Here is a 19,798-nt window from a genome sequence, read left to right as displayed (position 1 = left end):
CAGAGCGCCGAAGGGACGGTGGGCGGGGCGAATTTGCGCAGGCAAAGAGCGTCCGCACGGCGTCTTACGGTTTGGGCTGATCATCCCATTGGGCATCGAGAATGCGGCGACTGTCCCCGTCAGGATCGTCGTACTGGCGACTGCGCAGGGTATAAATGAACCCCACAAGGCCAATCCCGCCAAGGATCAGCGATACCGGGATCAGATAGGCCAGGACATTCATCCGCGGGTTCCTCACACCATTTTATCTGCGCGTTCCGCGCATCAGTTTATCTGCGCGTTCCGCGCAAGGCATTCAAAGACACCGTAATCGAGGATGACGACATCGCCAAGGCGGCGATCAGTGGGGTGGCCAGACCGATCACGGCCAGAGGCACCGCCACGATATTGTAGACGGTCGCGATCTGGAAATTCTCGGAAATCCGGCGGCGGGCCGCGCGGGCGCACTGCACCGCATCAGGCAACACCGCCAGGCTTTGGCCCAAAAGCACCATATCAGATGCCACACGTGCAGCATCCAAAGCAGTGGCCGGAGACAACGACACATCCGCCGCCGCCAATGCACCGGTGTCATTCAACCCATCGCCCACCATCAGCACGGTCCGCCCTTCGGCGTGCAGGGCCGCAATGTGATCCACCTTGTCTTCGGGTAGGCAATTGGCGCGCATGGTGTCGATGCCTGCGGCCAGCGCCACATCGGCCACGGCCCCCTCCCGGTCGCCCGACAGGATTTCGACGTGCAAGCCTGCGTTTTTCAACGCGGCTACCGCCTCCACCGCGCCTGCGCGCAGGCTGTCGGTAAACGTGATGGCCAAGGGCGCGCCTGCGCCCAGATCAAGCCAGGTCATCAGACCGCCGCCCGCCTCTTCCGGTCCGGCCCAGCCTGCGCGTCCGATCCGTACGGATTTGCCCCGCCACAGGGCTTGCGTGCCAAATCCGGGCACTTCGGTGATCGCTGTCAGCGCGGCCCGGTCACCAGACAAACGCGCAATAGCTTTGGACAGCGGGTGGGTGGAGGCGTCGGCCAGGGCCAGAGCCACGGACTGCGCTTCGCGGCCGAGCGTGTTCCAATTCATCACTTCGGGCGCGCCTTCGGTCAGCGTGCCCGTTTTGTCAAAAACGACTGTATCAACAGCCGCCAACCGTTCCAACGCGGTGGCGTTTTTGATCAAAACGCCTTTGCGAAAGAGCGCTCCAGAGGCCGCCGTTGTCACCGCAGGCACGGCCAGCCCCAAAGCGCAGGGACAGGTGATGATCAGCACGGCGGCGGCAATGTTCAGCGCCACGCGCATGTCACCCGCCCAGATGAGCCATCCAACAAAGGCAAGTGCCGCAAGGATATGCACGCCGGGCGCATAAAGCGCTGCGGCCCGGTCCGCCAGAGGCGTGTAGTTAGCGCGCCCCGCTTCTGCCACGGCGACAAGATCGGCGAGCCTGTGCAGCGACGTTTCGCGCCCCACGGCGGTGGCGCGGATGGTCAGCGGACCGCTGATCACAACCTCGCCTGCGGCCACTGCCGTACCGGGGCCAGCGGCCACCGGGATCGTCTCACCCGTCAAAAGCGAGCGGTCGAGTTCTGCATGTCCATCGGTCACGATCCCGTCCACGGGCACCCGCCCCCCTGCCCGCACGAGGACCAGATCATCTATGCTCAGCTCGGCAACGGGGCCGTCCACCGGCACACCACCGATGATCCGCGTGGCGCGGGGGACTTCAAGGGCGGTGAGTTCTTCCGCTGCGGAGCGCGCCGCCGCGCGCGTGCGGAATTCGAGGTAGCGCCCGGCCAGCAGGAAGAAGCAGAGCGTCAGCGCCGCGTCAAAATAGGCATGGTGGCCCGAGAGAGCCGTTTCCCAAAGCGAGGTGCCCAGTGCCAGAATGATCGCCAGCGCGATGGGTACGTCCATCGACAGCCGTTGCGCGGACAGCGCCCGCCACGCACCCATGAAAAACGGCTGACCCGCAAAGGTGACGGCGGGCAAGGCGATAGCCGCCGAAATCCAGTGGAACAGGTCGCGCGTCGCGTCGGTGGCCCCGGACCAGACGGCCACGGACAAGAGCATCACGTTCATCGCGGCAAAGCCCGCAACGGCGAGCCGCATGAGCAGTGCCTGGCCCGCGCGGGCGGTTTCGGTACTCCGCAGGACCGAAGGATCGAGCGGTTGGGCGAGGATGCCCGCACCTGCAAGCGTTTCGATCAGCGCGTCGTCAGAGACATCGCCCTGCGGCGTCACATAGGCCCGTTTCAGCGTGAGGTTCACCCGGGCCGCGGCCACGTCATCGCGCGCCGTCAGGGCCTGTTCGGCGGTGCGGATGCAGACCTGGCAGTGGATGTCGGGGAGCGACAGGAGGATATCGTCGGCCCTGGCCTGCGGCCCCTCCCCGTCCAGCGGCAGGGCGATGCAGCCGGGGCAGGCCATTGGCCGGGGATCGGACATCGGGGAAAATGGCCGTGGATCGGCCATAGGGGAAAGTGGCCGGGGGTCAGGGAGGGCCGTCACGGGCGTCAGCCCCCCACTCGCAGCGGAATGCGTTGGGCAAAGACGGTACCATCCGCCGCACGGGCCGAAAGGCGCACCTGCCAATGCCCGTCGGCCAGCGGCGCGGCGGCGGTATAGGCCACGCCGTCAAAGCTGAACTCCGGCGTCATGTCGTCGGCGACATGGGTGGCGCGGCCCACCCGGGCCTCGATCATTGCCGTGCGGACGGGCGCGCCCGCGTCATCGGTGATGGCCACGCGCAATGCGCCGTTGTCGTGGGTGGCCGCAACGGTCCACCCAAGCGCCTGTTGCGCGGCGCGGTTGGCGTCGAATTTCTGGCTGGCCACGTAGGAATTCTTGGTCTCCAACCCCGGGAATGTCGCCACGGCGTTGAAGGCCAGCGTCAGGTTCACGGCGATGATGATGCCAAAACCTGTGCAGAACATGGCGGCCACGTGCCAGCCCTTGAGTTCACGGATCATTGTTGGACCCTCCCGTTGAATGTTGTGTCGCGGTAAGCGCGGTCGCCCCCGCCCAGTGTTTCGACCCAGATCCGCACCCCTGTGCTGTCGGTGATCGCGGGGTCTGAGCCGTTGGGCGCCACCAGATAGACCCGTTGCAGGAAGGTAGCGTCGGCGGCCACGTCCACCGCCTGATAGATCGACCCTTCAAGCTGGAGCCGGATCGCGGGGTGTCCCTTGACCGAGAGGCGCATGGTTTGCGGGTCTGCCGTCTTGTTGCGCAGCCGCACGTCATAGGTGTTGCGGATGGAGCCATCGGAGAGCGTGACGAAGGTCGGGTTGCGCACCGGTGCCACCGTCAGTTCCAGATCGGAGCGGATGAAGAGCGCAAAGACCAGCGCAAAGCCGACCGCCGCCCAGAGTGCGGTATAGAGGATCGTGCGCGGCCGCAGGATGTGTTTGATGATCGGTTTGGGCGCGTTGCCCGCCCGTTCGGAGTGTTCGTCTGTCAGCGCCATGTAGTCGATGAGGCCGCGCGGCTTGCCGATCTTGGCCATGATGTCGTCGCAGGCGTCGATGCAGAGCGCGCAGGTGATGCATTCGAGCTGTTGTCCGTCGCGGATGTCGATGCCTGCGGGGCACACGTTCACGCAGGCCATGCAGTCGATGCAATCGCCCTGGGTTTCGCCTTCGGGCACGTGGTGTTTGCGCGGCTCGCCCCGCCAGGGCCGGTAGGCGACAGTCAACGTGTCTTCGTCCATCATGGCGGCCTGGATGCGGGGCCAGGGGCAGGCATAGTTGCAGATCTGCTCGCGGGCAAAGCCGCCGAACAGAAACGTCGTGCCCGTCAGGATCGCCATCGTGATATAGGCAACGGGGGCCGCGTTCAGCGTGACCAGATCGCGCGCCAGCGTGGGCGCATCGGCAAAGTAGAAGACCCAGGCGCCGCCCGTTGCGAGGCCAATCAGCAGCCACAGTGTCCATTTGGTGATGTTGAGCCGGGCCTTGCGCAGGTCCCACTTTTTCTGCCGGTGCAGGCGCAGGCGAGCATTGCGATCGCCCTCGACCCAGCGTTCCACGGCGATGAACAGGTCTGTCCAGACGGTTTGGGGGCAGGCATAGCCGCACCAGACCCGCCCCAGTGCAGAGGTGAAGAGGAAGAGGCCGAGGCCCGCCATGATCAGGAGGCCCGCGACGAAGTAAAATTCATGGGGCCAAATTTCGATCCAGAAGAAGTAGAACCGGCGGCCCGCGAGGTCGAGAAGGACGGCCTGATCGGGCAAGGCATCGCCCCGGTCCCAGCGGATCCAGGGCAAGAGGTAATAGATGCCCAATGTCACCGCCATGATGATCCATTTCAGGTTCCGGTAATGGCCGGATACCCGCTTGGGAAAGATCGGTTCACGAGCGGCGTAAAGGCTGGGCGCAGGCGCGTTGTCGGACAATGGGTGACCTCGTCAGGTTCAGTTGATCCCGTTGTGACGGATAGCGCCATCATGCACTTTGACTCAGGTCAAGTCACGGGCGGCTTTCTTGATCCATTTCAAGAAACTGCGCAGGGGCGGGCGTTGAATGCCGGGGCGTGTGACGAGGTGGTAGCCCATGCCCGGTGTGTCGTCTTGTTGCAGGACCACAAGGCGGCCTGCGCGAATGTCAGCCTCGACGAAATTGCGCACGGTCACGGCCAGCCCCTGACCATCACGCGCCCCATCCAGCAAAAGGTTGCCGGGCATCTGGATAAAGCCGCCCCGATTGCCCTCGGCCACGCCCCGCGCGCGCAGCCATTCGCTGCTTTCGCTGGTGCAAACCTCGTCCAACCATGGGAACAGGCTAAGCGCTTCGGGTGTGCTGGTGTCGCAGCAGTCGATCAGGGACGGAGCACCCACCACAACCATGTTGGTTTCGACCAGCAGCGTCGCCTCGACCCCCGGCCATTGACCTGCGCCGTAACGGATCGACAGGTCGACACCGCCCGGGGTCAGCGCCACCTTTTCCGCTGTCGGGTTGAGCACGATGTTGATCTCGGGATGCAGCGCGCGAAATTCGGCCAGCCGGGGCATCAGCCAGGCGGCGGCAAAGCTGGGCGTGGGCGAGATGTGCAAGGGGCGCGTTGCCTCGGCCCCCGTCACGAGGGCCACGGCCCGTGCGATGCTGGCAAAGCCGTCGGCGCAGCCCTGGGCCAGGATGTCGCCGTCAGGCGTCAACTGCATCGCGCGACCCGAGCGGTCGAAGAGGGTCACGCCCAGATGTTCCTCAAGCGCGCGCAATTGCTGGCTGATCGCTGCATGGCTGACGCCCAGAGCTTCCCCTGCGGCGACGACGCTGCCGCTCTCGTTAAAAGCCGCAAAGGCACGCAAGGCGGCCAGCGGGGGGATGTCACGCCATTCCATATGTTATCCAAACTTACACATCAGCATTCCAATTGAGTCGCATTTTTCGCCGCGAAACGCAATATTCATGAGGCAAACAAGAGACAAAGCGGAGATAGAACCATGCTGAACATCTATGCCCATACTTTCATGACCGCCTCGCGGAACCGCCGCTGCACACCCGTCGAGATCAAGGGCCGCCGGTGGTGGCACCCGACCACACGCAAATGCATCGATCTGAGCAAGCTGTGAGCCGGGTTCTGAATAGGGCTCTGTCCACGGACGCCATCAAATGGGGGGCCTCTGTCGCGCAAATCCTCGGATACGGGGCGACCGCGATGGGGGTGACCCCCCTGAACCTGTGGTTCTTTGTGCTGGGCATTGCGGGGTGGTTTATCGTGGGTATGCGTTGGAATGACCGGGCCATCATGCTCATCCATATCGTGGCGATGGCAGCGATGTTTGTTGGTCTGATGACCACAATATAAGATGGTCTTTTGGCCGGTTAGTCAGGAAAGAAATGACGATGACAAAAACCGTATTGGTGCTGGTGGATATCCAGAACGACTATTTTGACGGGGGCACATGGACTTTGCCCCAGATGGATGCCGCTGCGGCCAATGCCGCGCGTGTACTGGCACACGCACGGGCCGAGGGGCTGGAAATCGTCCATATCCAGCATCAGGCCGCCCCCGGCGCTCCGTTTCTGGTGGCAGGCACTTATGGCGGCGAGATCAACGCCACAGTGACGCCCAAGGACGGCGAGCCGGTGATCACCAAGGACCGGCCCAACAGCTTTCACAACACGGGCCTTGATGCGCATCTGCGCGCCCTTGGGGTGACGGATATCCGCCTTGTGGGCGCAATGAGCAATATGTGCATTGATGCCACCGCGCGGGCGGGCCGTGATCTGGGCTACAACATTGAGGTGATCGAAGATGCCTGTGCGGCAAAACCCGTCATCTTTGGCGGTCAGGACCTTAGCGCGGATCAGGTCCACGCGGCCTTTATGGGTGCGCTGGTCGGTGCCTATGCCGCTGTCCGAACCGTGGACGATCTAGGCGCCTGAGATCAGCAAAGTGCGCGGCCCAGCTCTCCCCCCGGGCCGCGCACATGCGGAGTTACTGCCCCCCGCCGCGACTGTGCACATAGAGTGAGACAGCGCGAATTTCAGCCTCCGACAGACGCGACTGCCAAGGCGGCATCACGCCATAGCGGCTGTAAGTGATGGTTTCGGTCAGCGTGTCGGTGTCCCCACCATAAAGCCAGATTGCATCCGTCAAGTTGGGCGCGCCCAGATCCTGATCGCCCATCCCGTTTTCGCCGTGACAGGCGGCACAGTTGTCGAGGAAGAGTTCCTGACCCGCTGGCACCAGCGTCGCGTCATCGGGCGTGCCAGACAGCGATTTGACGTATTGGACCACCGAGGCGATTTCCCCGTCCTCGAAAATCTCGCCATAGGCGGGCATCTCGGAATAACGGCTATCGAGGTCTTCCTCGTTGCGGATACCGTGGGCGATGGTGAGGTAGATGTTTTCGATATCCCCACCCCAAAGCCAGTCGTCATCCAAGAGGTTCGGGAACCCCACGGCGCCCGCAGCGCCTGAGCCGTGGCACTGGGTGCACCACGTCCGGTAGACGGCCCCGCCCGCCGAGGTGGCGTATTGCATCAGGTCCGCATCGGCCCGCACGTCGGTCAGTTCCGCCGCCTCAAGCCGGGCGTTGATCGGCCCGTTGGCTGTGGCAACAGCGGCGATTTCCTCGGCCACTTCGGCACGGGTTGAGTACCCAAGCACCCCGGCCGTCGCCTTGTTGATCATTGGCCAGGCGGGATAGGCGATGGTGTACCCGATCCCCCAGATGATCGTCAGGTAAAAGCACCAGAGCCACCACCGCGGCAGAGGGTTGTTCAGCTCTTCGATGCCGTCCCATTCGTGACCGGTGGTGCCGACGTCATTGTCTTGTTCGGTTTGCTTGCTCATCTCTGGTCCTCCTCTGGACCCATGGGGGCATCATCGTTGCGGAAAGGGATGGCGGCAGTGTCGCGGTGTATCGCGCTTGACCCCGGACGGATGACCCAAAGGAACACCCCCACAAAGATCGTAAACAGCACCAAGAGCATCCAACTGTCGGCAAATTCGCGCAGCATGCTATAGGTATCCATAATCGTTCTCCTTACCGGCTTGCATCTGCGATGAAGGTCGAGAAGTCGACCAAAGTGCCCAGCATTTGCAGATAGGCGATGAGCGCGTCGGCCTCGGACACCCCGGCGGCCCCGTCAAAGTTGCGCACCTGCGCGCCCGGGTAGCGTTCGAGAAGGCCGTCAAAATCGCTGTCGGGATCGGCCTGGTCGCGGAAGTCGCGCTGCGCCAGGTCAATCATCTCGTCCGTGTAGGGCACGCCAACCAGCTTGTGCGTGGCCAACAGCTCTTTGATATGCTCGCCCTCGATCAGGGTTTGTTCCAGAAATCCGTATTTTGGCATGACCGATTCCGGCACCACCGCTTGTGGATCGCGCAGGTGCACGAGGTGCCAATCGTCCGAATACCGCCCCCCGACGCGGGCCAGATCAGGCCCCGTACGTTTCGATCCCCATTGGAAGGGGTGGTCGTACATGGACTCTGCTGCCAGCGAGTAGTGGCCATAGCGTTCGACCTCGTCCCGCATGGGCCGGATCATCTGGCTGTGGCACACATAGCAGCCCTCGCGAATGTAGATGTCGCGCCCTGCCAGTTCGAGCGGGGAATAGGGCCGCACGCCTTCGACTTCCTCGATGGTGTTTTCGAGGTAGAAAAGCGGCACGATCTGTACCAGCCCCCCGATTGTCACCACCAGAAAGCTGAAGATCAGCAGCAGGGTTGCGTTGCGTTCAAGGATCTTGTGTCTGTCGAGAATACCCATTGGTCCCTCCGTTATTCAGCAGGGACAGCTGTGGAAAGCGGTGCCTTGGCAGGCGATGCTTTCACAGTCATCCAGAGGTTATAGCACATCACGCAGGCGCCAGCGAGGAACAGAACCCCGCCCAGACCGCGCACAACATACATCGGGAACTTGGCGCTCACGGTGTCGGCAAAGCTGTTCACGAGGAACCCGTTTGCATCGACTTCACGCCACATCAGCCCTTCCATGATGCCGGTGACCCACATCGAGGACGCGTAAAGAACGATCCCGATCGTGGCGAACCAGAAGTGCCAGGAGACAAGGCTGAGGCTGTAGAGCCGCTCGCGTTTCCACAGCACCGGCGTCAGGTAGTAGAGCGCGCCGAAAGTGATCAACCCATTCCACCCCAGTGCACCGGAATGCACGTGGCCAATGGTCCAGTCGGTGTAGTGGCTGAGGCTGTTGACCGCCCGGATCGACATCATCGGCCCCTCGAATGTGGACATGCCGTAGAACGCGAGGCTGGTCACCATCATCCGGATGACCGGATCGGTCCGCAGCTTGTCCCACGCCCCTTGCAGGGTCATCAGACCGTTGATCATGCCACCCCAGGAGGGCATCCACAGGATGATCGAGAACACCATGCCAAGCGTCGAGGCCCAGTCGGGCAGTGCCGTGTAGTGCAAGTGGTGCGGACCCGCCCAGATATACAAGAAGATCAACGCCCAGAAGTGGATGATGGACAGTTTGTAGCTGAACACTGGCCGCTCGGCTTGCTTGGGAATGAAATAGTACATCATCCCGAGGAAACCGGCAGTCAGGAAGAAGCCCACAGCGTTGTGCCCATACCACCACTGCACCATCGCATCCTGTACCCCGCTAAAGACCTGGACGGACTTGGAGCCGTAGATGCTGACCGGGATGGAAAGGTTGTTGAGCAGGTGCAGCATCGCCACGGTGACGATGAAGCTGAGCAAAAACCAGTTGGCCACATAGATATGCGGCTCGCGGCGCTTGATCAGCGTGCCGACAAACACCGCCAGATACGCGACCCAAACGATGGTCAGCCAGATGTCGATATACCATTCAGGTTCGGCATATTCCTTGGATTGGGTGCCGCCCAGCAAATAGCCGGTGGCGGCCAGCACGATAAAGAGCTGGTATCCCCAGAACACGAACCACGCCAGGTTACCGCCCCAAAGCCGCGCGGCACAGGTGCGCTGGACGATAAAGAAGGACGACGCGATCAGCGCGTTGCCCCCAAAGGCAAAGATGACAGCCGATGTGTGCAAGGGCCGCAAGCGGCCAAAGTTCGTATAGCCCTGGGCCCAGTCAAAGTTGAGCACCGGAAAAGCCAGTTGGAACGCGATGACAACGCCGACCAGAAAGCCTGCGATGCCCCAAAAGGCAGTGGCGATTACTCCCGCCCGGATCACCCCGTCATGATATTCGTTCATCGGTGCGGGTGTGACGTCTTCACCCGTGCGGCGGACCTGCCACAAAAACATACCACCCGCGATCAACATGATCAGGATGGCGTGCAGCTGGTAAGCTATATCGCGCGCGTGGTTTGCCGCGATCATCGCGCACAATGTGATCAAACCCAGCGCAATCAGCTTTATCATCTGTGCCATATTGCGTTCCCTTCTTATCAAGATACCCATTTGAAACCGATTCCGGGCGGGCACCTCCTTGTTTCGATGTGCTCTTTTGGACTGACGGAGGGGATGGGTCTTTGATCTGGGTCAAGCCATAAGCGCCATTGCGTTGACGCCGATCAATGCAGCGCCCTTCGCTGGGGCATAAACTGAGGACATCCCAAAACACTTGCGGAGGTCCTCATGACATATTCATCCATTCTGACGGTGGTTACTCAAGGCGATGACGCGCTGCGCGGCCTTGATACGGCCATGGCGTTGGCGGCGGCCAATGATGCCCATCTGGAGGTGCTGGTGGTTGGTATCGACCGCACCATTCAGGGCTATGCCTATACAGAGATGAGCGCGACGCTCCTCGAAGTGGGCCTGAAAAGCGCGCGCACCGATGCCGAAGAGCTGGAAGCGCAGGTGGCCGAGCGCCTCAAGACGACGGATATGCGTGCCAGCGTCACCCAGGTGATCACGCCGCTCAGCATGCTGACGAGCGTCATCCGGCGTCACGCCCGCTTTGCCGATCTGGTGGTGCTGCCCAAGCCTTATGGCGCAAAAGCCAATTACGAAGAGCCCGCAATTGTCGAAGCGGCGCTTTTTGATGCCCAGGTTCCCGTTCTGATCCTGCCTGACGGGATGACCGGTTGGGCAGCGCCCGGCCGCACTGCGGTCGGCTGGAACGAAAGCGACGAATCCTTGCGGGCGGTGCGCAGTGCCATTCCGATGCTGATGGCAGGCGATACGACATACGTGTCGGTGATCGACCCGCCGCAGCATGGGCAGGACCGGTCCGACCCCGGCGGTTTGCTGGCGCAGTTTCTGGCCCGGCACGGGGTGCGCTGCGAGATTGATGTGCTGGCCCGCAGCCTGCCCACGATCAGTGGCGTTTTGATCCGGCATTGCAGCGACCGGGATATCGACATGTTGGTGATGGGGGCTTATGGCCGCGCCCGCTGGTCCGAGGCGATGTTTGGCGGGGCCACGCGGGATATGCTGGAAAACTGCCCCGTCCCGTTGTTCATGGCGCACTAAAGTGCAAAAGGCGCTTCGCCGGGGACGGTGGGCGGGGCGTCATTGCCGCGAATGCGGTCAATGCGCGCCGTCCCGACGGACCACGATCAGACCAGCAAACCACCGTCGCTGTCGTCGCCTGCCTCTTCCATCAACAGATCGACATCCGGCACGTGCACCCTGCGTTTGCCTTGCAATTCGATGACCCCATCCCGCTTGAGGGCCGACACTTGCCTGCTGACCGTCTCCAGGGTCAGGCCCAGATAATCGGCCATTGCCTCCCGCGTCAGCGGCAAATCAAACGTCACAGACCGCACTACCCCAGGGGCATAGACCGCATCACGGCGCGCAATGATGGACAAGAGCGAAGCGATTTTCTCGCGCGCCGTCTTGCGGCCCAGCACAAGCATCCATTCGCGGGCCGCATCCAGCTCGTCCAGGGTCATCTCGAGCAGCCGTTCGGCAATATGCGGTGTTGAGGCGATCATCTTCTCAAAAGGCGCTTTGCGGAAACAGCACATCACCAGTTCGGACACCGCCACCACATCATAGCGGACACCATCACGGCCCGGCCGACCCACAAAATCAGACGGCAGCAACAGGCCCACCATCTGCCGCCGCCCATCTTCCATCGTCTGGGTCAGCGTCGCCGCCCCCGACACGACAGAGGCCACGAAATCCATCTTGTCCCCGGCCCAGGCCACGGTCTGACCCGCCTCATAGGTGCGGTAATACTTGACTTCCTCCAGACGCTCCAACTCGTCCGGTTCGCAACGGGCACAAACAGCCCGATGCCGGATCGGGCAATCGCTGCAGTCTTGCTTGGCAAGGTCAGGGGTCATCGTTGTCATGGCGGATCCAGAAAGTTGATCTGCGTCAAGGCGCGCGGGTTCAGACAACCCTAGCGTTCAACCATGGAAACCAAAACCAAATTCGAACGCTTGGGGCTTTTTGACGCGAAGGTACCGCGCTACACAAGCTACCCCACAGCGCCGCATTTTTCGGATCGTGTCGGTTCGGACCAAATGCAAGCGTGGATCAAAGCCGTGCCTGCCGGTGGGCAAATATCGCTTTATATCCATATCCCCTTTTGTCGGCGTTTGTGCTGGTTTTGCGCCTGCCGGACGCAAGGCACCGCCACCGCAGCGCCTGTCGCCGCCTATCTCGAAACCCTGTTTGCCGAGATCGACATGCTGGCACGGACGCTGCCCCCGGGCGTGCGCCTGAACCGGATGCATTGGGGGGGCGGCACGCCCACCTTGCTGACGCCCGACATGATCGCGGGCCTTGCGGGCAAGATTGCGGGCGTGTTGCCCTTTACCCCCGGCGCCGAGTTCTCGGTCGAAATTGACCCCAACGAGATTGACGGCCCACGCGTAGACGCGCTGGTGGCCGCTGGCATGACCCGCGCCTCCATCGGGGTGCAGGATTTTGACCCCGACATTCAGGCCGTCATCGGACGCGATCAAAGCTTTGAGATCACCGCACAGGCGGTGGAACGACTGCGCGATGCGGGCGTGCACAGCCTGAACGCCGATATCCTGTTTGGCCTGCCCCATCAGACGCCCGAGCGGATCACCGACAGCGTGAGCAAGCTTTTGTCCCTTGGGCCAGACCGCGTGGCGCTTTATGGCTATGCGCATGTGCCCTGGATGGCGCGGCGGCAATCGCTGATCCCGTCCGACGCGCTGCCCACGCCGGCCGAGCGGCTCAACCTCTTCGAGATTGCGCGCAAGCTGTTCACCTGGGATGGCTATGAAGAAGTCGGCATCGACCACTTTGCCGTACCCTCTGACAGCCTGGCCAAGGCGCAGGCCGCCGGACAGTTGAAACGGAATTTCCAAGGCTATACCGATGACCAAAACGATACGCTGATCGGCCTTGGGGCCTCGTCCATCTCGCGCTTTCCGCAGGGCTATGCCCAGAACAACCCGGCCACGTCGCGCTATGCCACCGCTGTGCGCGACGGGGTCTTTGCCACGGCAAAGGGCCATGCGTTTCAGGGTGACGATCTGCTGCGCGCTGCCATTATCGAGCGGATCATGTGCGATTTCGAAGTGTCAGCGCAGGACTTCGGTGCGCAGGCCGACCAGGCGCGCGCGCTGATGCGGACCGCCGCGCAAGCTTTTGACGAGACCCTGATCTTGCAAAATGACACGCTGATCATCCCGCCCGCATCGCGCGCGCTGACGCGGCTCGTGGCGCGGCACTTTGATGATTACACGGTTGAGGAAGGCAGGCACGCCTCCGCCATTTGACAAAAGGGACGGTGGGCGGGGTGTCATTGCCGCGCATGCGGCCAATGCACGTCGTCCGGCGGACCTCCTAATGCGTCGCTTGCAACAACAGGCGCGTGTAGTCGGTCTGAGGACGTTCAAACAAATCGTCCGCTGTGCCTTGCTCCACGATATCGCCCTGTTTCATCACCAGCACCTTGTGGCTCATGGCGCGCACGACCTTCAGGTCGTGGCTGATGAAGAGAAACGCCAGCCCGTATTTCTTCTGCAAGCCGCGCAGCAGCTCAACAATCTGAACCTGAACCGTCATGTCGAGGGCCGATGTAGGCTCGTCCAGTACCACCAGTTTGGGGCGCAGCACCATGGCGCGCGCAATGGCGATCCGTTGCCGTTGCCCGCCCGAAAACTCATGCGGATAGCGGTCCATCGTGGCCGGGTCGAGGCCCGTTTCCGCCATCACTTCGGCGACCACATCACGCACCGGTCGACCATCTTCGATCCCGTGCACGCCCAGGCCTTCGGCGATGATCTGCATCGCCGTCATGCGCGGGCTGAGCGAGCCGAACGGGTCCTGAAACACAATCTGCATATCCTTGCGCAGACGGCGCAATTCACGCACAGACCAGCTGCGAATGTCCTGCCCCATATAGATGATGCCGCCTTCCGACGAGATCAGGCGCATGATGGCCAGCGCCAGCGTGGTCTTGCCAGACCCGGATTCGCCCACGATGCCCACGGTCTCGCCCCGGCGGACCTCGAATGTCGCGTCATTGACCGCCTTCACATGGCCCACGGTCTTGCGCAGAAGCCCTGCGGTGATCGGAAACCACACTTTCAAATGTTCGGTGTGCGCCACAACCTCGGCCCCCGCAGGCACGGGTTCGGGCTGGCCCTTGGGCTCGGCCCCCAGCAGCTTTTTGGTGTAGGGGTGTTGCGGGTTGTCAAAAATCTCGGCCACAGGGCCCGCCTCGACGATTTCACCGTTTTGCATCACGCAAACCTTGTCGGCGACGCGGCGCACGATTCCCAGGTCATGCGTGATGAACAACAGACCCATCTGTTCGGTCTTTTTCAACTCGGCCAGCAGGTCGAGGATTTGCGCCTGAATGGTCACGTCCAGCGCTGTCGTGGGTTCGTCCGCGATCAGGATGTCGGGTTTGTTGGCCAGCGCCATCGCGATCATCACCCGCTGGCGTTGCCCGCCAGACAGCTGGTGCGGGTAAGCACCCAGCCGCGTTTCCGCGTCGCGAATGCCCACCTTGTCCAGCAGTTCCAGAATGCGGCCCCGGGCCTCGGCACCCGCGATCCCCTGATGCAGCGCCAGGCTTTCGCCCAGTTGTTTCTCGATGGTATGCAGCGGATTGAGCGACGTCATCGGTTCCTGAAAGATGAACGAGATGTCGTTGCCGCGCACCTTGCGCAGCAACCGGTCACTGGCCCCGATCATCTGTTGCCCGTCATAGGTGACAGAGCCCGAAACCTCGGCACTGTCGCCCAGGAGCGATACGGTCGAGAGTGCGGAGACCGATTTGCCCGACCCGGATTCCCCCACCAGAGCCACCGTTTCGCCCCGATCCACAGAGAATGACACACCTTTGACCGCATGCGTGACATGCCCATCCTGCCGGAATGCAACCCGCAGATCCTTCACATCCAAAAGTGCCGTCATGAAAAGGTCTTTCTCGGGTCAAACGCGTCCCGGATGCCTTCAAAGATGAAGATCAGAAGGCTGAGCATGATGGCAAAGACCGTGAAAGCGGTGAAGGCCAGCCAGGGCGCTTGCAGGTTCTGTTTTGCCTGCAATGTCAGCTCGCCCAGAGACGGGGCCGAGGACGGCAGGCCAAAACCCAAAAAGTCGAGCACGGCCAGAGACGAGATTGTGCCGGTGATGATGAATGGCAGCATGGTCAGCGTCGCCACCATCGCGTTGGGCAGCATGTGCCGGAACATGATTGTGAGATTGCTTACCCCCAGGGCACGGGCCGCGCGCACGTATTCGAGGTTCCGGGCGCGCAGGAATTCCGCCCGGACGACGCCCACCAGACCCGTCCAGCCGAAGAGGACGAGGAGGAAGACCAACAGCCAGAAACTGCGCCCCAGGATCGCGAACATGATGATGATGACGTAAAGGCTGGGGGTGGAGGACCATATTTCGATGATCCGCTGGAAGATCAGATCGGTGCGCCCGCCAAAATAGCCCTGCACCGCGCCTGCGATGATGCCGATAACCGCTGAGGCCCCTGTCACGATCAGGGTGAAAAGAACGGACAGCCGGAACCCGTGGATCACCCGCGCCAGCACGTCGCGTTTTGTCCCGTCAGTGCCCAACAGGTTTTCGGAATTCGGTGCCAGCGGTGCAGCCCCGGGTCGGTCCACAGCGGTGTCATAGCTGTACGGAATGAGGGGCCAGATTGCCCAGCCGCGATTGATCTCCTCGCCATCGACGATGCCATCGCGCGCATCCTCGATCACGCCCTCGGGGTCGTCAAAACAGATGTCCATGCCGCCCGAGGCAATCAGGCATTGCACCTCGATATCCCGGTAGGACGCTTCGGTCTGGAAATCGCCGCCAAAGTCGGTTTCGGCATAAAAGTTCCAGATCGGGGTGTAGAACGCGCCCTGATAGCGGATCAGGATCGGCTTGTCATAGGCCAGAAACTCGGCGCACATGCTAAGCCCAAAGAGGATCGAAAAGATCCAGAGCGACCAATAGGCGCGCCGGTTCTTCTTGAAATTCCGCCAGCGGCGTTGATTCAGCGGCGACAGGGAAAAGAATTTACGCTTGGGCGCAGGAACGGCAAGCGTCGCTGGCTCGGTGACCGCCATCAGCCCTCCCTCCGCTCAAAGTCGATGCGTGGGTCGACCAGCACATACATGAGGTCTGACAGGATGCCGACCAAAAGCCCCATGAGCCCAAAGATATAGAGCGTGCCAAAGACAATCGGATAGTCGCGGGCGACCGCCGCTTCGAACCCGAGCCGCCCCAACCCATCGAGGGAAAAGATCGTCTCGATGATCAGCGAGCCGCCGAAAAAGACGCCGATGAACACTGCCGGAAAGCCCGCGATCACGATCAGCATCGCGTTGCGGAAAACGTGCCCATAGAGGACCTGCCGTTCCGACAACCCCTTGGCGCGGGCGGTCATGACATAGAGTTTCTTGATCTCGTCCAGAAAGCTGTTTTTGGTCAGCAAGGTCAGCGTGGCAAAGGCCCCGATGGTGCCGGCCAGCACCGGCAAGGTGATGTGCCAGAAGTAGTCGACCACTTTGCCCCAAGCGCTGAGATCTTCGAAATTGTCAGAGGTCAGGCCCCGTAGCGGGAAGATCTGCCAATAGGTGCCACCCGCAAAAAGCACGAGCAGCAGGATCGCGAAAAGGAAGCCGGGGATCGCATAGGCCGCGATGATCGCGCCGGATGTCCAGGTGTCAAAGGGCGTGCCGTCCTTGACCGCTTTGCGGATACCCAATGGGATCGACACCAGATAGGCGATGATCGTCGACCAAAGGCCCAGGGTGATTGAGACGGGTAATTTCTCGATCACCAGGTCTATGACGGATATGGACCTGAAATAACTCTCTCCGAAATCGAATTGTATGTAGTTCCAGACCATGTTGAGGAAGCGTTGGACGGGCGGTTTGTCGAACCCGAACTCGGCCTTGAGCTCTTCGATGAACTCGGGCGGCAGGCCGCGTGCGCCGACATATTCGCTGTCAGAGGCTGTGTTCAGCTCGTCCGCGCCTGCGTCATTGTTGCCCCCGGCAAAACCGCCAAAGACGTCCCCGCCCCCTTGGGCCCGCGCAATGGCCTGTTCGACGGGGCCGCCGGGCACGAATTGCGTGAGCGTGAAGTTGACCAACAGGATGCCCAGCAAGGTCGGAATGACCAAGAGCAGCCTGCGCAGGATATAGGGGGCCATGCGTCTACCTCAGCGCGCCCGAGGCTTTCAGCGCTTGCGCCTTTTCCTCGTTGTACCACCAGAAATCCAACTGGCCGAGAGCGTAGGGCGGGATCGTTTCGGGATGCTCGAACTTGTCATAATAGGCCACCCAATAGGACGGGTTGTACCACAGCGGAATCATGATGAAGGCGTGGCGCAGCGCCCGATCCAGCGCCATAAGCGAGGCCTGTTCTTCCTCACGTGTCTGGGCGTTCAGCGACGCGTCGATGATCGCGTCCACCAGCGGGCTGGCCAGCCCAGCGGGGTTAAAGAGCGAGAACTCTGCGGCTTCGGAGCCGAAGCGCTGCAAAAGTCCCGTTCCGGTGCCCAGGAAAGCCGCATAGGCATCAAACACCAGATCATAGTCGCGATCCCGCTCGCGGGAGGTGTATTGCGAGGGGTCCACCTTTTCCAACTCGATCTCGATGCCCAGTTTGCGGACGTTCGAGACAAAGTTTTCCATCGCCCCCGACAGCGTGTCGGGCGAGGACGAGTTGAACAGGAAGCTCAACGACAGCTTTTCGCCCGCGGCGTTGCGGCGGATGCCGTCGTCACCCACAGCCCAACCGGCCTCATCCAACAGCGCCATGGCCGTGCGCGCATTACGCCGGTCAAAGAGGCGCGCCTCATTCGAGGTGTGCGGGACGCGCACCTCTTGGGTCAGCATATCGGCAGGCACCAGATCGCCCAGGCTTTGCAGCAGCTCAAGTTCTGCACCTTCGGGCAGACCCGTGGCCATCAAGGGCGTGTCCTGGGTATAGGAGGCCCGCTGTTTGAACAGGCCATATTGCAGCGATGCGTTTGTCCACTCAAAGTTGTAGGCCAGCGCGATAGCCTCGCGCACGCGGGTATCCTGCAACTGTTCACGGCCCAGGTTGAACACAATCCCGGAAGGGGTAGGCGGCGCGCCGTCCGGCAAATCCGCCTGCACGATGGCACCGCTGGCCACCTTGGGCGTGTCATAGCCGGTCGCCCATTTCTTGGAATCATTTTCCGAACGGAAGGTAAATTCACCTGCAAGGAAGGCCTGGAAAGCGGCCTCGGCATCGCCGAAATATTCGATGCGGATGCTGTCGAAATTGTTGCGCCCCTTGTTGAAGGGCAGGTCATTGCCCCAATAGTCGGGGTTGCGTTTGTAAACGACGCGGCGGTTTACATCGACACTGTCGACCACATAAGGGCCGGATCCGGGCGAAATTTCCAACCGGCTTTCGTCGAGGCTGGCCCCGGTTTCCTCATACCACTTCTTGGACCAGGCGGGGACGCCGCCCACCTGTTCGATGAGGGACCGGCGCGACACCCCTTCGGTGAAGTAGAACTTGATCGTGTAATCGTCCAGAACCTCGACCTTGGGGATCAGTTTGCGCACCGCATCGGCATAGGATTTCAGACCCTCATCCAGCAGCAGGTTATGCGAAAAGGCGATGTCATGGGCAGTGACAGGCGTTCCATTGGAAAACCGCGCCTCGGGGCGCATATAGAAGATTACCCAGTTCTTGCCCTCATCATATTCGAGTCGGTCACAGAGCAGGCAGTAGTACTCGGCATAGACATCCGCAGGCACCGCGGTGCTGTTCACACCCTCGCCCAGCAGGCTTTCGTAAATCGAAGAGGACAACGCGCCTGCCCGGCCCTTGCGGGTATAGGGGTGCATCGAATCGAATGTGCCCACGGTGCCGAGGGCAATTTCGCCCCCTTTTGGCGCATCGGGGTTCACATAGTTAAAATGGGTGAAATCCGCAGGATAGGTCAAGTCGCCGTAAAACGAATAGCCGTGGCTTGAGATGATGGTTTCGTGCCCATCCGCCCGCGCATGGCTGGCCATCAGCGCCAGAACCATCCCCACAAGACCAAGCCCCCACCACATCACATTTGCGGGGCGCGCCACCTTGGCACGTACGCGGGATCGGGCCTGTGGTCGGGTGTGGGGCTGTGTCTTGCGCATGTTTGGTCTCCTGCTGTGGCCAAGTGCGAACGCTCTTGCGTGTTGATCTAAGCTAATGGAGCCATTCGCCAATATGCAACTTGAGAATATGTGAACTTGCTCGCCCAGCCGTGATCAGGCTGTAACATGGGCAATAAAAAAGGCCGCGGGCAGAATTGCACGCGGCCTTTGCATGATTTCGATGCCCGAGGGACTTAGTCGGTATAGGTCGCCAGATAGGCGATGAGGTTTGCGCGGTCTTCGATGTCGCGCATACCGTTATAGCTCATGGATGTACCGGGCGCGTAGGACTTCGGGTTTTCCAGGAACGCGTTCAGGTTTTCGGGGGTCCAGACGTCTGCCGCCTCGCTCAGCGCGCCGGAATAGGCAGCGTAGCCAACGGCGGTGCCCACATCACGACCAACGACGTTGTGCAGATAGGGGCCAACACCATTTTCGCCCGAGACCAGCTTGTGACAGGCGCTGCACTGACGGAAGGCGCGTTCCCCTTTGCCGGGGTCGGCGGCAGCAAACACATCGGCAAAGGCCAGCACAGGTTCGTCGCTGGGTGTTTCGTCCACCCCGGTGTCGATCACATAGGCCTGGGCGTGATCACCGTGACCACCGACATGAAACAGCTCTTCAGCCGCCCATTTGCCCAGCAAAAGGATCAGCAACGCACCGCACAAACTGCCTGCGATCTTGGTGAAGGTCATCGTGTCGAACATGTGTTGTCACTCTCGTGGGTTATCTCTTCGCTCGGGCGGGTATCTATTGCTTCCCCTCGGCGCTGGCAAGCGATACTAACCGCGACCAATCGCCCTGCCCCCAAAAAAGGATAGGGCGAAACTG

General features: G+C 61.5%; 20 protein-coding genes. 5 read left to right on the top strand and 15 right to left on the bottom strand.

Going from position 1 to position 19,798, the window contains the following annotated elements; genetic code table 11:
- Positions 1-64 precede the first annotated feature (64 nt).
- The 5 genes from ccoS to Q1A44_RS05230 form a co-directional block, all read right to left on the bottom strand.
- Positions 65-223: a cbb3-type cytochrome oxidase assembly protein CcoS gene (gene ccoS, locus Q1A44_RS05250; RefSeq protein ID WP_299620779.1), complete on the bottom strand. Its 159-nt coding sequence runs from the start codon at positions 221-223 to the stop codon at positions 65-67.
- Between the two features lie 46 nt (positions 224-269).
- Positions 270-2,435: a heavy metal translocating P-type ATPase gene (locus tag Q1A44_RS05245; RefSeq protein ID WP_299620776.1), complete on the bottom strand. Its 2,166-nt coding sequence runs from the start codon at positions 2,433-2,435 to the stop codon at positions 270-272.
- Positions 2,436-2,503: 68 nt separating this feature from the next.
- Positions 2,504-2,959, bottom strand: coding sequence for a FixH family protein (locus Q1A44_RS05240; RefSeq protein ID WP_299620773.1), 456 nt, complete (start codon positions 2,957-2,959; stop codon positions 2,504-2,506).
- A complete protein-coding gene (gene ccoG / locus Q1A44_RS05235) occupies positions 2,956-4,383 on the bottom strand; it encodes a cytochrome c oxidase accessory protein CcoG (protein ID WP_299620771.1) in 1,428 nt (475 codons plus the stop codon). Before ccoG ends, Q1A44_RS05240 begins: the two co-directional genes overlap by 4 nt.
- Before the next feature lie 63 nt (positions 4,384-4,446).
- Positions 4,447-5,328, bottom strand: a complete 882-nt coding sequence (locus Q1A44_RS05230) for a LysR family transcriptional regulator (RefSeq protein ID WP_299620768.1) — start codon at positions 5,326-5,328, stop codon at positions 4,447-4,449.
- 102 nt (positions 5,329-5,430) lie between these two features.
- On the opposite strand from Q1A44_RS05230, the gene Q1A44_RS05225 reads away from it, so the two are divergent.
- Genes Q1A44_RS05225 through Q1A44_RS05215 form a run of 3 tightly spaced genes read left to right on the top strand, consistent with a single transcriptional unit; the run spans position 5,431 to position 6,376 of the window.
- A complete protein-coding gene (locus tag Q1A44_RS05225) occupies positions 5,431-5,559 on the top strand; it encodes a hypothetical protein (protein ID WP_299620765.1) in 129 nt (42 codons plus the stop codon).
- On the top strand, positions 5,556-5,795 hold the full coding sequence (locus Q1A44_RS05220; protein WP_299620762.1) for a DUF6552 family protein: 240 nt from the start codon (positions 5,556-5,558) through the stop codon (positions 5,793-5,795). The genes Q1A44_RS05225 and Q1A44_RS05220 overlap by 4 nt, the downstream gene beginning before the upstream one ends.
- Before the next feature lie 38 nt (positions 5,796-5,833).
- Positions 5,834-6,376 carry a cysteine hydrolase family protein gene (locus tag Q1A44_RS05215; RefSeq protein ID WP_299620759.1) on the top strand — a complete coding sequence of 181 codons (543 nt, stop codon included), beginning with the start codon at positions 5,834-5,836 and terminating at the stop codon, positions 6,374-6,376.
- A gap of 52 nt (positions 6,377-6,428) precedes the next feature.
- Here Q1A44_RS05215 and ccoP read toward each other — a convergent pair whose 3' ends face one another.
- Genes ccoP through ccoN form a run of 4 tightly spaced genes read right to left on the bottom strand, consistent with a single transcriptional unit; the run spans position 6,429 to position 9,821 of the window.
- Entirely contained in the window at positions 6,429-7,289 is an 861-nt protein-coding gene (gene ccoP, locus Q1A44_RS05210) for a cytochrome-c oxidase, cbb3-type subunit III (protein ID WP_299620756.1), read from the bottom strand.
- Positions 7,286-7,471 (bottom strand): cbb3-type cytochrome c oxidase subunit 3, encoded by a 186-nt coding sequence (locus tag Q1A44_RS05205; RefSeq protein WP_299620752.1) that lies wholly within the window; start codon positions 7,469-7,471, stop codon positions 7,286-7,288. Before Q1A44_RS05205 ends, ccoP begins: the two co-directional genes overlap by 4 nt.
- A gap of 11 nt (positions 7,472-7,482) precedes the next feature.
- Positions 7,483-8,208 carry a cytochrome-c oxidase, cbb3-type subunit II gene (gene ccoO, locus Q1A44_RS05200; RefSeq protein WP_299620749.1) on the bottom strand — a complete coding sequence of 242 codons (726 nt, stop codon included), beginning with the start codon at positions 8,206-8,208 and terminating at the stop codon, positions 7,483-7,485.
- A gap of 11 nt (positions 8,209-8,219) precedes the next feature.
- Positions 8,220-9,821 (bottom strand): cytochrome-c oxidase, cbb3-type subunit I, encoded by a 1,602-nt coding sequence (gene ccoN, locus Q1A44_RS05195; RefSeq protein ID WP_299620745.1) that lies wholly within the window; start codon positions 9,819-9,821, stop codon positions 8,220-8,222.
- A 207-nt stretch (positions 9,822-10,028) separates the two neighbouring features.
- Between ccoN and Q1A44_RS05190 the strand changes: the two genes are divergently transcribed.
- Positions 10,029-10,868: a universal stress protein gene (locus Q1A44_RS05190; protein WP_299620742.1), complete on the top strand. Its 840-nt coding sequence runs from the start codon at positions 10,029-10,031 to the stop codon at positions 10,866-10,868.
- 86 nt (positions 10,869-10,954) lie between these two features.
- On the opposite strand, the gene fnrL is transcribed toward Q1A44_RS05190, so the two are convergent.
- Positions 10,955-11,698, bottom strand: coding sequence for a transcriptional regulator FnrL (fnrL, locus tag Q1A44_RS05185; RefSeq protein ID WP_299620739.1), 744 nt, complete (start codon positions 11,696-11,698; stop codon positions 10,955-10,957).
- A 63-nt stretch (positions 11,699-11,761) separates the two neighbouring features.
- Here fnrL and hemN point away from each other — a divergent pair, with 63 nt between their 5' ends.
- Positions 11,762-13,105 carry an oxygen-independent coproporphyrinogen III oxidase gene (gene hemN / locus Q1A44_RS05180; protein WP_299620735.1) on the top strand — a complete coding sequence of 448 codons (1,344 nt, stop codon included), beginning with the start codon at positions 11,762-11,764 and terminating at the stop codon, positions 13,103-13,105.
- Between the two features lie 67 nt (positions 13,106-13,172).
- Here hemN and Q1A44_RS05175 read toward each other — a convergent pair whose 3' ends face one another.
- The 5 genes from Q1A44_RS05175 to Q1A44_RS05155 all read right to left on the bottom strand — a co-directional run bounded on the left by Q1A44_RS05175 (position 13,173) and on the right by Q1A44_RS05155 (position 19,674).
- On the bottom strand, positions 13,173-14,753 hold the full coding sequence (locus tag Q1A44_RS05175) for an ABC transporter ATP-binding protein (protein ID WP_299620732.1): 1,581 nt from the start codon (positions 14,751-14,753) through the stop codon (positions 13,173-13,175).
- The gene (locus tag Q1A44_RS05170) at positions 14,750-15,910 is read right to left on the bottom strand and encodes an ABC transporter permease (protein ID WP_299620729.1); all 1,161 of its coding nucleotides are present in this window, start codon (positions 15,908-15,910) and stop codon (positions 14,750-14,752) included. Before Q1A44_RS05170 ends, Q1A44_RS05175 begins: the two co-directional genes overlap by 4 nt.
- A complete protein-coding gene (locus Q1A44_RS05165; RefSeq protein ID WP_299620726.1) occupies positions 15,910-17,001 on the bottom strand; it encodes a microcin C ABC transporter permease YejB in 1,092 nt (363 codons plus the stop codon). The genes Q1A44_RS05170 and Q1A44_RS05165 overlap by 1 nt, the downstream gene beginning before the upstream one ends.
- A 4-nt stretch (positions 17,002-17,005) precedes the next feature.
- A complete protein-coding gene (locus tag Q1A44_RS05160) occupies positions 17,006-18,862 on the bottom strand; it encodes an extracellular solute-binding protein (protein ID WP_299621379.1) in 1,857 nt (618 codons plus the stop codon).
- A gap of 299 nt (positions 18,863-19,161) precedes the next feature.
- Positions 19,162-19,674: a c-type cytochrome gene (locus tag Q1A44_RS05155; RefSeq protein ID WP_299620723.1), complete on the bottom strand. Its 513-nt coding sequence runs from the start codon at positions 19,672-19,674 to the stop codon at positions 19,162-19,164.
- Between the last annotated feature and the right edge of the window lie 124 nt (positions 19,675-19,798).

The sequence above is a fragment of the uncultured Tateyamaria sp. genome (assembly GCF_947503705.1).
Taxonomy (GTDB): domain Bacteria; phylum Pseudomonadota; class Alphaproteobacteria; order Rhodobacterales; family Rhodobacteraceae; genus Tateyamaria.
Note: the sequence above shows the minus strand (reverse complement) of the source record. Positions and strands in the feature narration are given on the sequence as shown.